The sequence below is a fragment of the Chryseobacterium sp. CH21 genome (genome assembly GCF_004119445.1).
In the GTDB taxonomy this organism is placed as follows: domain Bacteria; phylum Bacteroidota; class Bacteroidia; order Flavobacteriales; family Weeksellaceae; genus Chryseobacterium.
The window spans coordinates 37,326-51,455 of the sequence record NZ_QICI01000034.1 but is presented as its reverse complement, the minus strand read 5'-3'; the positions used below and the strand labels follow the sequence as shown (position 1 = coordinate 51,455).

The window sequence follows — 14,130 nt, the reverse complement described above, 5'->3', positions numbered from 1 at the left end:
ATGGTTTAATAAGACTAACTATTCAGTGAACGATAGATCAGCAACTGATTGTTAGTAATCACTTCTTCTCCTTCTTTCAGGCCTTCTGCAATATAGGTGACCTCTCCTACCTGTTTCAATACTTTGATTTCTCTGATTTTCACATCTGTTCTGGATTTAAAAATCACTACAAAACTTTTATTATCATCAAAGATCACGGCTTTGGATGGAACCGCCAATGTAGTATTGTTTTCCAGGCTGGAAACTTTTATCGTAGCCTTACTATCCGGAATCAGCAGTCCATTGGCATTATCCAATACCACTCTGGCCTGCATGGCGTTGGTCTGGGGATCAATAATCTTGAATATTTTATCAATTTTTCCGTCAAAAATTTTATCCGGATAAGAAAGTGTGGATACCTGGGCTTTCATTCCAAGGTTAATTTTATCAATATCAGATTCGTTGACATTCATGATGGCCCATACATTAGTGGTATTGGCTACATCAAAGATATTATCACTTCTGTCGCTTCTCAGCTGCATATCTTTATTGATACTTTTCTGAACAATATAACCGTTGATAGGTGCTACAACACTGTAGATATTTCCGGTTTTCACATTGTAAACGGTGCTCACTGCTGTTGCTCTCTGCAATTGGTCTTCGGCTTTTTGTAACTGGCTTTTGGCTTCCAGGACATCTCTTTCCGTATTTAGTTTTCCTTCGTAAAGTTCTTTAGAAACACGAAGATTATTTTTAGCCACTACCAAATCTGTTTTTGCATCGCTTACATCTTTTTGAATTTCTGCAAGCTCAGTACTTCTTATGGTTGCCAGTATCTGCCCTTTTTTCACATAATCACCCAATTCTACATTTACACTCATCACATTCCCTCCTACCAGCGGATAAACGTCTATATAACTGTTTTTATCTGCAGAAATCTTCCCGTAAAAGCTGTATTCATCTTCTATATTCTTTTTTTCAACTTTTGCTAAAGAAATAGAACTGAGCATCGTGTTACTCAGCTCAAATCCTTTTTTGGCGTGAATATTTTTTTCTTCCTCTTTTTTGGAACAGGCTATTAATGAAAGGACCATCAATGCGGGGATAATATATGTTTTCATCATTTTAATAGAAAATTTTCGTTTGTATTAGTTGGTTAAGCTGCTCCGCCGACTGCATGATTTCATTTTTCATATCATAGATCTGAAGGGCTGTCTCTCTATAACTGTCCATAAAGTCTGTGAATTCAATTAGAGTTACATTTCCTTTTCTAAAATTGGTCAGCATTCCGTTGTAGACAAGTTCCATATTCTGGAGATCTGTGGTTTTTACATCCTGAAGCTGATCATATTGTGCTTTCCAGGTTTTATAAGCAGATTGAACTTTCGTTTCAAGGGTCAGCTTTTGAAAGTCTGCATTTTTCTGATTCTGCTGAATGGCATAATTTGCTTTCACCACATTCCCCTGATTTGCTTTCCATAAAGGCAAAGGAATTCCCAAAGTCAGATTCGTTTCATTATTAAAAGTTCCTCCTGCCTGATCCCATGCTGCTCCAACCGTAAGATCCGGTACATTCAATGATTTCTGCCATTGTGCATACAGCTTACTGTTATCTATGAGTTTCAAGTTGTACTGATAATCAGCATTATTTTCCAGCGCTTTGCTTTTCAGTTCATTTTCATCACCGAATGGCTGTGCTGCCAGAGCTTCTTTGGCTTCGGCTTCCGACATTATTGGTTCTATTTCTTCTGAAACTCCTGTTAAAACTTTTAAATTCTGTTCAAAATCAAGAATATTTTTATTGATCTCCAGTTTATCATGATTCAGCTGAATTACTATGCTTTGTAATCTTACGGCATCTTTAAGGGAAACGTTTCCTTTTGCCGACTGTACACGATAGGCATTTAAAAGTTCATTCATATACCCTAATTGCCTGTTGGTATTTTCTAATTTCAGTTTTTCGTAGTAAAGATTGAAATAGGCAGAACGAAGCTGGGATCTTAAATCAACCAGCAATTGTGAAAACTGAAGTTGGACAAGTTCTTTATTGGATTTGGCAAAAGCGATTTCATTTTTCTTTTTACCTCCCATATAGATCAACTGTGTAACTCCTGCTCCTTTTGAGTGTGCTATATCAAAAAGCTTTTTATCCTTAGGGTTATATGCATTAACCTGCCCGCTCAATTGGGGCAATTGCCAGATTTTAGCCTGCAGAATATCCGCATCAGCCATATTAATGTTGTATTGTTCGGCGAGCAGCTGGAGGTTGTTCTTCTGAAAAGATTCTTCGCATTCCAAAAGAGACATCTGCTGTTGTGCCGCCACGAATGAGGAAACGGCGAGGCACAGCACTGCAATTCTGTTCATTATTTTTCTTTTTAAAATACAAAATTGCTTTGATGCGATTAAAAGAAACTTAAATGACGCTTAAAAAAATATTAAAATAGGCTTGAACAGACCGTTTCAAAGAAAATCCATTGAAGAAATAAAGTATATTTTTCTCCAATTGTTGAATTTTGTATTAAAAATCCAATCCAGAGTTTAACAAAAAAGCAACTGCTTTTTTGTATTCAGTTGCTTTTATTTCTATTTTTTAAAAAACAGGGTAAATTTATTAATATAGTCTTTAGGAGAAGAATATATGATATCAGCATCGTGATATTCCAGGATTCTTTTTACAATTCTAAGACCAAGTCCTGATCCTGATATATTTTGGGCATTATTTCCTCTTGTAAAAGCTTCAAATAGTTTCGTCTGCTCTTCTTCAGAAATGGTATTTCCGTGGGAAATAACTTCAATGGAAAGATTCTCATTGGTTTCAGTAATCATGACGTTCACTTCGGAATTATCTGAATATACAGCTGCATTTTTAAACAAATTAATAAATACAATCACCAGTAGTGACTGAATCCCTTTTATCGTCAAAAAAGCATTTTCTGAACTGTCTTCATTAATCATGAAATCCAGCTTAAGGTGTGGATAACTTTTCTCTACTGCTTCAAAAGCTTCAAAGATAGCTTCATCAATCCTCACTTCTTCATAAATACTCTGGATATTTTCTTTATCAAATTTTGTAAGGAGTAAAAGTGAATTCGTCAAATCCGACAACTGGTATACATCTCTCTGAATTTGTTGTAAAGAAGACAATGTTTCAGGAGAATGTTCTTCAAACTTAATCAGGTTCTCCAACTGAAAAGCCATCCTTGTTATAGGAGTTCTGATCTCATGGGAAGCACTGGCCGTAAAATCTTTTTGAGACTGGAATACATCATCCAGCCTTCCAATCATTGTATTAAATGATTTTGCCAAAACGCTCACTTCATCATTAGACTGTTCAACAGGAATCTGTGTGGTCAGTTTATGAGCTGTAACTTCAGAAATTTCTTTGTTCAGATCCTCCAACGGACGAAGGAACTTTTCCACAAAATAATAACTGAAGAAACCAATAAGCATCGTACTCATCACATAGGCTGTAACCAAAAGATATTTAAGATATCCCAACTTTGATTTTCCATTGGTATCAAAGGCACTTGTAAGGATATAATAGTTTTCTCCATTAATTGTCCTGAGTGCGGCATAGATCTCCGGAACGGTCTTTTCGGTATAGATAACCTTCTTTTTATCCAGCTCTTTAAGCATTGCACTGTCCCAGATGACATTCCGGTCTTTGATGGTACTGTAGATCAATTCTTTTTTCTCGTTGAAAATTAAAATCTTTTCATTTAAAAGAATATTATCAGAATTTTCATTGAAAAAAACAGGTGCCTCTTCTTCAAAATCTTTAGATTTTGAAATAAAATGGGAAGTAAATTCAAGCCTTTGCCTGAATCGTTCTTTAAACTCATCCCTTCTAAAATCATTAAAAGATAAATAAATAACGGCCATCACCATTCCAAAAAGTAATGAAAAGGCGATACTGATCGTTAAAGCTATCTTTCTTTTTAAAGACATTTATAATGGACTTAAGTAATATCCGAATCCAGAACGGGTATGGATCAGTTTAATTTTAAAATCTTTATCAATTTTCTTTCTCAGGAAATTGATATACACTTCTACCGTATTGGTATTCGTATTAAAATTGTGTTCCCATACATGTTCTGTAATCTGCTGCTTTGAAACGGTTCTTCCCTGCGCTTCTGCAAGGTAAACCAGTAGCTGAAATTCTTTTAAAGTAAGGGTTATTTCATTTCCTCCACGATAGACCTTCTGCTCTGTTTTGTTGATAATAAGATCATCAATTCTTATGATCTCCTGATCGGAATTATCAGAAGGAGCTTTCCGTCTCAGCAAAGAATTAATTCTTAAAAGAAGTTCTTCAAACTGAAATGGTTTTACAAGATAATCATCAGCCAATCGGGTGAAAGCATCTTTTTTATCAGAAATATCTCCATAGGCAGAAATGATGATGATGGGAGTATTTTTATCAAAAGAACGGATCGTCTGGCAGACATCAAGTCCATTTATTTTTGGAACATTAATATCCAGCAGATAGAGATCGTAAGTATTATTTTTTATCTGGCGGAGAAAAGTTTCTCCGTCATAGATCTTATCACAGTTAAAATTATTTGATTCTAAAAATCTGCAAAGTTCTGCAGACAGAATGAGATCGTCTTCTAATAAAAGAATATTCATCAAAAATTTATTTTACACGAATTTAACGAAAATTTTATGATTGTTATTCTATAGAGGAATTAAAAGTTTTCAGGCATCAAATTCAATATTTAAAATACATGAGTGAAAATGTTGAAGATGGAGTAAATTAGACATCTTACCTAAGCAAGTGTTTAACGATAAGATCTTCTTAAGGATAAAATTGATTTTCCTTTATTTTTTATAATAAGTTTGGGCATAAAAAAATCCCGAAGAAATTCGGGAAAATCGAGAGCCAACTACGGGACTTGAACCCGTGACCTCTTCCTTACCAAGGAAGCACTCTACCGCTGAGCTAAGTCGGCATCAACTAAAAAATCACACTGAGTAGCGTGATTTTTTTGAGCGGAAGACGGGGGTCGAACCCGCGACATTCAGCTTGGAAGGCTGACGCTCTACCAACTGAGCTACTTCCGCAATTTTGTTTCCAAAACTATTGGTAAACGCTGTGCAAAACTAAGAAAACTTATTTAATCCTGCAACTTTTTTAATAATATAAAATGTGGGGAGAGCAGGATTCGAACCTACGAAGCCGAAGCAACTGAGTTACAGTCAGTCCCATTTAGCCACTCTGGAATCTCCCCAGATATTTTATATTAAAATGAGCCTCCAGAGGGATTCGAACCCACGACCCCGAGATTACAAATCACGTGCTCTGGCCAACTGAGCTATGGAGGCATTTTAATAAAAGACTGAAATTGATTGAGAAACTCTACTCTACAGATTTCAGTGTTAAAAAAAATCACTTTTATCAGGTAATTTTTTGAGCGGAAGACGGGGGTCGAACCCGCGACATTCAGCTTGGAAGGCTGACGCTCTACCAACTGAGCTACTTCCGCAATTTTGTTTCCAAAACTATTGGTAAACGCTGTGCAAAACTAAGAAAACTTATTTAATCTTGCAAGTTTTTTTATAAAAATATAAAGTGGGGAGAGCAGGATTCGAACCTACGAAGCCGAAGCAACTGAGTTACAGTCAGTCCCATTTAGCCACTCTGGAATCTCCCCAAAAGTTTATATTTTATGAGCCTCCAGAGGGATTCGAACCCACGACCCCGAGATTACAAATCACGTGCTCTGGCCAACTGAGCTATGGAGGCAAATATAAAAAAGAATTCAAAAGATCGCTGTTCCTTTTTTGCGAGTGCAAATATAGAACGGATTTTTTGAATTCTCAAATATTTTATAAACTTTTTTTAACTTTTTTTTCTAAGCCATTTCTTTTTTCTTGATTAGTAGCTTTTTAGCTGTATCAACACAAAGATCCAAACTTTCTTCAAAACTCGCGGATGTCTTCTTTACTACAATATCGTCTCCCGGAACCGCCAAAATAATCTCAGCAGTTTTATTGGCTTTATCAGCGTTATTTTCTACTTTTAAAAATACCTTACACTCCTGAATTTTGTCATAAAAGGTATCCAATTTGCTTACTTTTTTGTCAATGTGTGACTCTAGTGGTTCGTGTGGTGTTAAACCAATTGATTGAACTGAAATCTTCATAATTCTTCTTTTTTTGATGCTCGAGGGTGAGCCTGATTAAACACTTTTTTCAATTGTTCAATATTAGCATTCGTATAGACTTGAGTACTGGCAAGACTGGAATGCCCTAATATTTTTTTCACTTTGGAGATCTCCGCCCCATTATCCAAAACGTGTGTAGCAAAGCTATGCCGAAGGATGTGAGGACTTTTTTTTTCTTTCGTTGTTATAAGACTAAGGTACTTATTAACTACCACATAAACAAATTTTTCACCGAGTTTTTTCCCTTTCTTATTCACGAAAAAATATGATTTAAATTCTGTCTGTGGATTTCTTATTTCCAGATAACTTTTAAGAAGTTCAGACAATTCATTGGAAATAGGAATTACCCTTTCTTTATTTCCCTTTCCTATTACTTTTAATTCATTTCCATATAAATCAACATTCTCAAATATCAGGCCACAAAGCTCAGCTTTACGCATCCCTGTTTGATAAAGCACCTCCATAATACATTTTTCAAGCACATCATGCATCTGTTCAAATACCTTATCATTAAGGTCTTCCATTTCCTCTTTAGACATAGGAATCTGTTTTTCAGCATAAAATTTTAGGGAAGAGATACCTTCTGTAGGAGAAACACTAATTTCACCTATTTTTAAAAGATAAAGATAAAAACTACGAAGAGAGGACAATTTTCTATTGATACTTCTTTTGGAAATATCATTTTCACTTAGTTCAACAATAAAATTTCGGATAATTTTCTTGTCTGCTTTGGCTAAATTGTCGGAGGATTCTGTTCGAAGATAGAAATGGGAAAAGTCTTCAAGGTCTTTTTTGTAGCTTGTAACGGTATGAGGAGAATATCTTTTTTCGAATTGTAAGTATTCTAAAAACTTTTCCAGCATCATAGGTATAAAAATAAAAATTCACTCCTCAAATATAAGAATTTAAGAAGTGAATTAATATATGGTTAAGAAAAAATCTTAAGCCTGCTCTTCTTTGCTAAGCGCTCTTTGCTTGTAAGCAGCTTTCAACTTAGATTGTCTCAAAGTTACAGAAGGCTTGATAAAAGCTTGTCTAGATCTTAATTGACGAACAGTTCCTGTTTTATCAAATTTTCTCTTGTATTTTTTTAAAGCTCTGTCGATGGATTCACCATCTTTTACTGGAATTATTAACATATTTTACATCTCATTTTGGATTGCAAAACTAAACAATTTTTCTCACAACACAAAATATAATACTACAAACAATGACTACTCCACATGAAGTCTTTTAACAAACCCAGTATTAAAGGCAGTTAACACATAATAAATTTTTTATCCACAATGACTACATATTCAAATTCCAACGAATTCAATTCATTTAATATATGATCAATTCTCATTTAAAAACACGCATATTAATGAAATGTAAACAAAAAGCATTATCTTTGCATTCACTTTATTCATGGGGTTGACTGGTTTCGACAGCAAGACCAATGGGTAAGTAAGCATGCAGAGAACCGTAGCGCGATCTCTATAATCCCTTGCTACAAAATTTTAACTGGCAACGAAGAGTTCGCTCTTGCAGCTTAATATCGAAGTATAGTAGATCAAGCGTTTTCCCGAAGATTTCAGTAGGGAAGCAAGATATTCCACAAATGCTCTGTTCTGCGGCGTTTGATTCTGGGATATAGGAATGCGGAAATAAGGCTTTAGAAGCTTTGGCTAAAGCTCGAAAAATTCAGAAGATAAGCTTGTAGTTGGGTGTCTATCCTCTGCTATCAGTCGAAAACCAATGGTAGAATAAGCATGTAGAAAGCTTATGTATTGCTTGTTTGGACGAGGGTTCGAATCCCTCCAACTCCACTTTAAAACCTGTAAACCACTAATTTACAGGTTTTTCTAATCTTAGATGCCAGTTAAGGTGCTAATTCAAATTGTAGAATTTTGTCAATAGCTACGCAGATATCTTATTAATTGACGAGATTTCACATTATTTAAGCTGCAATCCAATCAGCTCATTTAGATAAAGTTTTTTTGTAAATTAAGAGGTGGATTATTATTTTTTAATTTACCTTAAATTATTATATATTTAGAATGTAAATTTGAATGCTTAAATTTGCAATTTAAAATTACACATAATCTATGAACCAGACCCTACTTACCAGATTATTTAAATCTATCGAAGGCAACAAAGAAGAGCCTCTGGTAAGGATAGCTTATTCTATTATTGAGGATGAAAGAAAAAAGGGACATTTGAAATTGGCAGATAGACTTGATACAATTTTAGAAGGCAATCTTGCAAAAGTTATTGAACCAAATAGATCACAAGTATTAAAACTCACTAAAAGTAAAGACGAAACATTTTCTATTCCTGCGGACAGAAGGTATAAGTTACCTCTAGCTACTCATATCGAAAATGATTTTTTAAGACACGATATGGTTCTTGCCCCTTCTGTAGAAGAAAAAGTTTTGAGGATTGAAAAAGAATATATAGCAAGAGAAAGATTAGCTCACCACGGTCTTAGACCCCGTCAAAAAATACTTTTATATGGTAGTTCAGGGTGCGGAAAAAGTATGACAGCTGAAAGAATTGCTTGGGATTTAGGCCTACCTTTTTATAAAGTTCGTTTCGACACAATAATCTCTTCTTATTTAGGGGAATCAGCTTCAAATCTCAATAAGTTGTTTGAAAGTATCGAAAACTACCCTTGCGTATTGCTCTTAGATGAGTTTGATATTATAGGACAGCAAAGAGATTCAAAATCTAATGATATTGGAGAAATCCACCGAATTGTCAACATAGTTTTAGGACTTCTGGAAGAGTACAAAGGTCAAGGAATTTTAATCGCCACAACAAATTTAGAAGGTAGTTTAGATAAGGCTTTATTTAGAAGGTTTGATGAAATCATTGAATTACCTAGGCCAAATGAAAATGAAATCATTGATTTACTTAAAATAACATTTTCAGCTCTAAGACTTAGTAAAGAGATTGATCTTAATAAATGTGCATCTAAGATGCAAGGATTATCATATGCACTTGTTGTTAAAATAGCAAATGATGCCGCAAAAAAATCTATTATAAATTCTAGCAAAGATATTTCTGTAAATGATTTGGACAAAGCACTGGAGGAAAACTTAGCTTTTAACAAATAGTTTTATGGAAAAATTCCCTCATCTACAATTCCTTCAAAAGGTTTCAGGGAAACCTCGTTTAAATGGAGGCCCTAACAATAACCCAATTACAGAGGAAAATAAGCGTAATCGAGGAAGTCATTCTGGTAATTTACTGAACAAAACTACTCAATTAAAGACTGATTGGAATAATGAATTATCGGTAAGAGAACAAAATGGTTTGGCTCCTCTAGATGCTGATATTATACCTATTTTTCTTAAAATAAATCCAAAATTAATTAATTACGATTTTGATTTAAAACAATTTGGAATAGAAATAATTTCAGAAGAAGATGATGGTTATATTATAGGTGCTTCTCTAGATAGTTTTGCGTCTTTGGACGAAAAGATAAATAAATTTTTAATTGCCGAACACGGAGGAGGTCAAATAGCAGAATTTTGGGAAATTATAGATGGCAATCAATGGAAGCCTGATCATATACTTTCGGACTATTTAAAATCTATATGGCAAAGTGTTGATGAAAGTACTATTTATAAATTAGAGATTGGGGTTGCATTTGACAAACCGCTGGCAAAAGCCCCAGATCCAAATAAGCAGGGTTATGTAGGAAGGTTGGAAAAACATACTCAAGAACTTATCGCGCGTGATGAAAGGTTTCTTCAAAGACAAGATGAATTTGAAGAATTTATTAATTACTACGGTACTATTACCAGCAATCTTATTGATTTGGAAGATAGTTTTTGTTGCGAAGTTGAAATTAATGGAAAGGGTCTAAAAGACTTAGTATTAAACTATCCTTTTGTTTTTGAAGTTTCAGAGGTTGATGAAATTGTAGGTGTAAATTCAGAATCTGAAGAAACTGAAATATTCGAAATTGAAATTATTGAACCAGAAGAAAACGCCCCTGAAATAGGAGTGATTGATAGTGGTATAATGGAAGGGAATAAATATATTTCCTCAGCTATAATTTCTGAGAACTCAAAATCTTATATTATCGGAGACACTTCTACGGCAGATTATGTAAAAGGTGGGGGGCACGGAACTCGTGTAGCAGGAGCAATTTTGTACCCATACGGCATTAGTAATGTCTCCAATCCGTATCAACTCCCTTGCTATATAAGAAATCTAAGAATTTTAAATCAGGATAATAAACTTACGGATAAACTTCCTGCCCAACTAATGCAGGAAATAATTGCTGACAATGAAGATTGTAGAGTGTTTAACCTTTCCGTAAATTCTTGTTTACCATCTAGGACTAAACATATGTCATCTTGGGCAGCCACGATTGACACACTTATAAATGAAAAAAACATACTATTTTTAATATCTGCTGGAAATATTTCAATTAGTGATGAAAGAGGTTTTGGTATTAATCGCTATATAGAAGAAGGAAAAAATTATCCGGATTATTTAAATGAACCTTTTTGTAGAATTGCAAATCCTGCGCAAAGTAGCTTTGCTATTACTGTAGGATCAATAAATCATATATCGTTTGATGATGATGATTTTAAATCGTTAGGAAATGAGAATACTATATCGCCCTTTTCAAGAATTGGAACGGGTATATGGGGAATGATAAAACCAGATGTTGTTGAATATGGTGGAGGACTAGGAATTTCTAAGATAGGTAATATTGTTTCAATTAAAAATGAACTATCTCCAGAACTAGTACGCTCTACTTTACACGGAGGTTCAGCAATTGGAAATGATATTGTAGGAACTTCATTTGCAACTCCAAAAGTTTCATATATTGTTTCGCAACTCTTGAAACTTTATCCTGAAGAAAATGTAAATTTATTAAGAGGATTAGTAGTGCAAGGTGCTAGATTGCCGGAACCATATTTTGAAAACCCTTCTGCAACTAGCATAAAACATTTCGGTTACGGCATACCTTCTCTGGAAAGGGTAACGAAAAATAATGAGCAACGTATAACTTTTTATAACACTGGAAATATTAGGGCAGAAGAAGGACATATTTATTCATTAAAGATTCCAGAGTTTTTAAGGTCTCCTGCAGAAGAATATGATATATTAATTGAAGTGACTGTTTCTTACACTGCAAAAGTAAGAAGAACAAGACAGAAAACTAAATCTTATTTGTCTTCTTGGCTAGATTGGACAAGTTCTAAAGTTGGAGAAGTGTTTGACGAATTTAAAGACTATGTTCTTAAAGAAATTGAAAATGAAGTAACGACTTATGACAGAGATTTTAGAAATGCGATGTCAAGCTGGAACTGGAAAATAAAAAGTGACAAAAGAGGCGAGGTAGATGGAATTAGCAGAACGAATAGTACTGTTCAAAAAGACTGGACTATAATAAAATCGCATGAGTTGCCAGAAGATATTAATTTCGCTATTAGAGGTCATAAAGGCTGGGATAAATCTAACAGTGAAATCCCATATTCGTTAGTAGTATCAATTGAAATCTTAAATTCAAATTTGGAAATTTATGAAGCAATTCGAATTGAAAACGAAATTGAACTCCCAGTATAAATAATAAGCAAATGAAAAGAAGTATAAATATTTTATTTGGTAATGATCTAAAAGATATGGGTTATAAAATGTCCACAGTTAATCATTTTGAAAAGAAACACAAAAACTACATTTATTGCATTGATAAAGATATAAGTGAATTTTTGTTGTTACGATTACTAGTAAGTAACTCTTTTGGAGAAACTAAATGTATTCAAAGTAAATTTATACCTGACCTCTCTACATATTCAGTCAACGAATTTTTAAATATAATCAATGAAACAGAAAATAGTTATAAAAAACTGATATACAGTCATAAAATTCATTGAAGTGTTTTACTGAAAAAGTGGGGGGGGCAAACTCTTTCATTTTATTTAAAAATCCTATTCACTGTCTTTTAAATTGATATGAAATCCAGATTTAATATTTTTGAAAGATGATAGTTCTTCTCATATTAATTATTAAATTTAGAGTATCATAAGATTCTCTAGGGATTAGGCATCTTTTCTATGTACATACATTCACTGACTTCATTTCGTCTATCAAAATATTTATAGTCACTTTCTTTTAAAATTGTACTACCCCTACTCCATCTTATCTTCCAGTTTCTATCTCCGAAAAACACAAAGGGAACCTTTAAAATACTTGATTCTGCATTTAAATATTCTATCTTCCACTTCCAACTAGGTTTTTGACTTTCTACATAACAACTTTTATCATTCCAAACTTCTAAATATTCCTCTCCCTCTATACTAATACCATTATCAATTTGGAGAACAGGGTTGATAAGTTTAAACATCTCTACTTTATCAGTTCTATTCTTCTTTGAGTTTTCAGGAAAATAATCGAAACCTTGCTTTTTCCAATAGAATTGAGATTCTTTTGGGGAACAATATAAATATAATGTTTTGAACTTACTATGCTGTAGATTCTTTTCTATTTCATTAAGAACTAGCTTCCCAATGCCATTACCTCTAAGATTAGTTTTGACTTCTGCTAACGAAATAAAAACACTAACTTCTTTTATGTTAAGAGCATAATATGCAATTGCTATATCATCAACTGTTGCAACAATTAATGAGCTATTTTTATAACAATTATAAATAGTACTCATACTAGATTCAGGGTAATCGATCCAACTTTTAATTTCATACAAATTTTTTTCTGTCGGCTTAAAAGATATTTTTATATTTTCCATCTTATTGGTTAGTTATAGTATTATAAATTAAAAAAATCTATTTTTTTCTCCAATTTGAATTTCAATTAAACTCTCCCAGCATTTACCATCTCCCCATTCAAGTTTAAATTTAATAGGGATTTGTAAATCAATTAATTCTAAACTCACTATCTCAATTTTTAGTATCCTATTAATGAAATTTAGTGGGGGACTATCATCTCCATTTAGTCTATCTTGAGACGGAATAGATATTAATCTTGAAATTTCGAGTTTTATTAGTCGCTCTAATTTTACAATATCATCTTTAAATCTCCAATAGTAATATGAGAAAAAAGAGCCAAATAAAGGTGTATGGTGCATATCGCCAAAATTTGTACTTAGTGCGATCATTATTGCTTGCTTGGCAGCATCTTCTCCTTTCACCAATTTAAAATCTCCATTTTCAAATTCAAAACCCATTGATATATCTGCCAAGTTGTAAGGAGTTGTTCGTTGAGATTTTTCGAAAGTTGATAGTGAAACTGTGTATTTGTTATCTAAGAATTCCCAGTTTAGATTTCCTGAAATTAGTCTCCCATCTCCTTGTGTTTCTATAATAATATATTTATTTATTACAGATTCATTATCATTAAAATTAATGACATCATTAATGTCTCCAAGGATAAAGCTTACAATTTCAAATATCCATACTCCATCATTGGCAGATCTCCAAATTGCGTCAATAACAATATTACTACCAATAGCAACAAAAGTTGTTGGAATATGATATAATACTTCTTTCTCTAAATTTTCTAATAAATTAAAAGCCTTTTTTTCTGCAAGAATTTTCCATTGAATTAATGTCTCTGCTGAATAATTATAGTAATCAGAATCAATAATTTTTGCATGATGTTTACACAACCATATGCCATTATCAATAGAACTTCTTTGTTCTTGAGACATAGATTCATTATAGCGTGGGCCAAGTGGAGCAGCAGCATAAATGTGGCATGCCTCGCCTAAATTTATTACAGTATTATTACCTTTATGACCAGCTCCAACAGTAATTCTTCCACATCCTGGAAACGAACAGCGCCAAGCCACTCGTTTTGCTAAAATCTCTTTTGTTTTAGATGTAAAGTTATCTCTCATAATTATTCAAAATTATAGTCAGATTCTTTGTCAAGATAATTTATATTTATAAAATTTGAAATATATGATCATTCAAAAAGTTTGTTTGAAACATCTTCTCTTTCTTCTTTAATACTACCAACG

The 14,130-nt window shown here is 33.3% G+C and carries 11 protein-coding genes, 7 tRNA genes and 1 other RNA gene; 3 read left to right on the top strand and 16 right to left on the bottom strand.

The annotated features are described in order from the left end of the window. Positions 1-14 precede the first annotated feature (14 nt). The 14 genes from BOQ62_RS05620 to rpsU form a co-directional block, all read right to left on the bottom strand. Entirely contained in the window at positions 15-1,100 is a 1,086-nt protein-coding gene (locus tag BOQ62_RS05620) for an efflux RND transporter periplasmic adaptor subunit (protein WP_129037967.1), read from the bottom strand. 4 nt (positions 1,101-1,104) lie between these two features. Continuing rightward, on the bottom strand, positions 1,105-2,346 hold the full coding sequence (locus BOQ62_RS05615; protein ID WP_129037810.1) for a TolC family protein: 1,242 nt from the start codon (positions 2,344-2,346) through the stop codon (positions 1,105-1,107). 219 nt (positions 2,347-2,565) lie between these two features. Continuing rightward, positions 2,566-3,930, bottom strand: a complete 1,365-nt coding sequence (locus BOQ62_RS05610) for an ATP-binding protein (protein WP_129037808.1) — start codon at positions 3,928-3,930, stop codon at positions 2,566-2,568. Continuing rightward, a complete protein-coding gene (locus BOQ62_RS05605; protein ID WP_105701271.1) occupies positions 3,931-4,611 on the bottom strand; it encodes a response regulator transcription factor in 681 nt (226 codons plus the stop codon). Between the two features lie 251 nt (positions 4,612-4,862). Then, positions 4,863-4,934: transfer RNA gene (locus tag BOQ62_RS05600), tRNA-Thr, on the bottom strand. A 39-nt stretch (positions 4,935-4,973) separates the two neighbouring features. Next, positions 4,974-5,046: transfer RNA gene (locus BOQ62_RS05595), tRNA-Gly, on the bottom strand. An 86-nt stretch (positions 5,047-5,132) separates the two neighbouring features. Further along, a tRNA-Tyr gene (locus BOQ62_RS05590) sits at positions 5,133-5,213 on the bottom strand. A gap of 20 nt (positions 5,214-5,233) precedes the next feature. Beyond that, positions 5,234-5,307 (bottom strand) — tRNA-Thr (locus BOQ62_RS05585). A gap of 88 nt (positions 5,308-5,395) precedes the next feature. Beyond that, positions 5,396-5,468, bottom strand: a tRNA-Gly gene (locus BOQ62_RS05580). Between the two features lie 87 nt (positions 5,469-5,555). After that, a tRNA-Tyr gene (locus tag BOQ62_RS05575) sits at positions 5,556-5,636 on the bottom strand. A gap of 18 nt (positions 5,637-5,654) precedes the next feature. Beyond that, positions 5,655-5,728: transfer RNA gene (locus tag BOQ62_RS05570), tRNA-Thr, on the bottom strand. A 109-nt stretch (positions 5,729-5,837) separates the two neighbouring features. Then, positions 5,838-6,128 (bottom strand): HPF/RaiA family ribosome-associated protein, encoded by a 291-nt coding sequence (locus BOQ62_RS05565; RefSeq protein ID WP_034693158.1) that lies wholly within the window; start codon positions 6,126-6,128, stop codon positions 5,838-5,840. After that, positions 6,125-7,012: a tyrosine-type recombinase/integrase gene (locus tag BOQ62_RS05560; protein WP_129037965.1), complete on the bottom strand. Its 888-nt coding sequence runs from the start codon at positions 7,010-7,012 to the stop codon at positions 6,125-6,127. Before BOQ62_RS05560 ends, BOQ62_RS05565 begins: the two co-directional genes overlap by 4 nt. A 78-nt stretch (positions 7,013-7,090) precedes the next feature. Further along, on the bottom strand, positions 7,091-7,288 hold the full coding sequence (gene rpsU / locus BOQ62_RS05555) for a 30S ribosomal protein S21 (RefSeq protein ID WP_045501128.1): 198 nt from the start codon (positions 7,286-7,288) through the stop codon (positions 7,091-7,093). 270 nt (positions 7,289-7,558) lie between these two features. On the opposite strand from rpsU, the gene ssrA reads away from it, so the two are divergent. The 3 genes from ssrA (at position 7,559) to BOQ62_RS05540 (ending at position 11,720) form a co-directional block, all read left to right on the top strand. Next, positions 7,559-7,960, top strand: a transfer-messenger RNA (tmRNA) gene (gene ssrA, locus BOQ62_RS05550). A gap of 276 nt (positions 7,961-8,236) precedes the next feature. Then, positions 8,237-9,247: an AAA family ATPase gene (locus BOQ62_RS05545; RefSeq protein ID WP_126652426.1), complete on the top strand. Its 1,011-nt coding sequence runs from the start codon at positions 8,237-8,239 to the stop codon at positions 9,245-9,247. A gap of 4 nt (positions 9,248-9,251) precedes the next feature. Beyond that, positions 9,252-11,720, top strand: coding sequence for a S8 family peptidase (locus BOQ62_RS05540; protein WP_129037806.1), 2,469 nt, complete (start codon positions 9,252-9,254; stop codon positions 11,718-11,720). A 466-nt stretch (positions 11,721-12,186) separates the two neighbouring features. Here the strand turns inward: BOQ62_RS05540 and BOQ62_RS05535 are convergent, their stop codons facing one another. Then, positions 12,187-12,897 carry a GNAT family N-acetyltransferase gene (locus BOQ62_RS05535; protein WP_129037804.1) on the bottom strand — a complete coding sequence of 237 codons (711 nt, stop codon included), beginning with the start codon at positions 12,895-12,897 and terminating at the stop codon, positions 12,187-12,189. Positions 12,898-12,924: 27 nt separating this feature from the next. Further along, a complete protein-coding gene (locus BOQ62_RS05530) occupies positions 12,925-14,007 on the bottom strand; it encodes a hypothetical protein (protein ID WP_129037802.1) in 1,083 nt (360 codons plus the stop codon). Positions 14,008-14,130 lie beyond the last annotated feature (123 nt).

Excerpts from the sequence above, each read along its gene's own strand:
- BOQ62_RS05560 (WP_129037965.1), bottom strand. The coding sequence starts at position 7,012 with ATGCTGGAAAAGTTTTTAGAATACTTACAATTCGAAAAAAGATATTCT.
- BOQ62_RS05620 (WP_129037967.1), bottom strand. The coding sequence starts at position 1,100 with ATGAAAACATATATTATCCCCGCATTGATGGTCCTTTCATTAATAGCC.
- BOQ62_RS05605 (WP_105701271.1), bottom strand. The coding sequence starts at position 4,611 with ATGAATATTCTTTTATTAGAAGACGATCTCATTCTGTCTGCAGAACTT.
- BOQ62_RS05610 (WP_129037808.1), bottom strand. The coding sequence starts at position 3,930 with ATGTCTTTAAAAAGAAAGATAGCTTTAACGATCAGTATCGCCTTTTCA.
- BOQ62_RS05565 (WP_034693158.1), bottom strand. The coding sequence starts at position 6,128 with ATGAAGATTTCAGTTCAATCAATTGGTTTAACACCACACGAACCACTA.
- BOQ62_RS05615 (WP_129037810.1), bottom strand. The coding sequence starts at position 2,346 with ATGAACAGAATTGCAGTGCTGTGCCTCGCCGTTTCCTCATTCGTGGCG.
- BOQ62_RS05535 (WP_129037804.1), bottom strand. The coding sequence starts at position 12,897 with ATGGAAAATATAAAAATATCTTTTAAGCCGACAGAAAAAAATTTGTAT.
- BOQ62_RS05540 (WP_129037806.1), top strand. The coding sequence starts at position 9,252 with ATGGAAAAATTCCCTCATCTACAATTCCTTCAAAAGGTTTCAGGGAAA.
- rpsU (WP_045501128.1), bottom strand. The coding sequence starts at position 7,288 with ATGTTAATAATTCCAGTAAAAGATGGTGAATCCATCGACAGAGCTTTA.
- BOQ62_RS05545 (WP_126652426.1), top strand. The coding sequence starts at position 8,237 with ATGAACCAGACCCTACTTACCAGATTATTTAAATCTATCGAAGGCAAC.
- BOQ62_RS05530 (WP_129037802.1), bottom strand. The coding sequence starts at position 14,007 with ATGAGAGATAACTTTACATCTAAAACAAAAGAGATTTTAGCAAAACGA.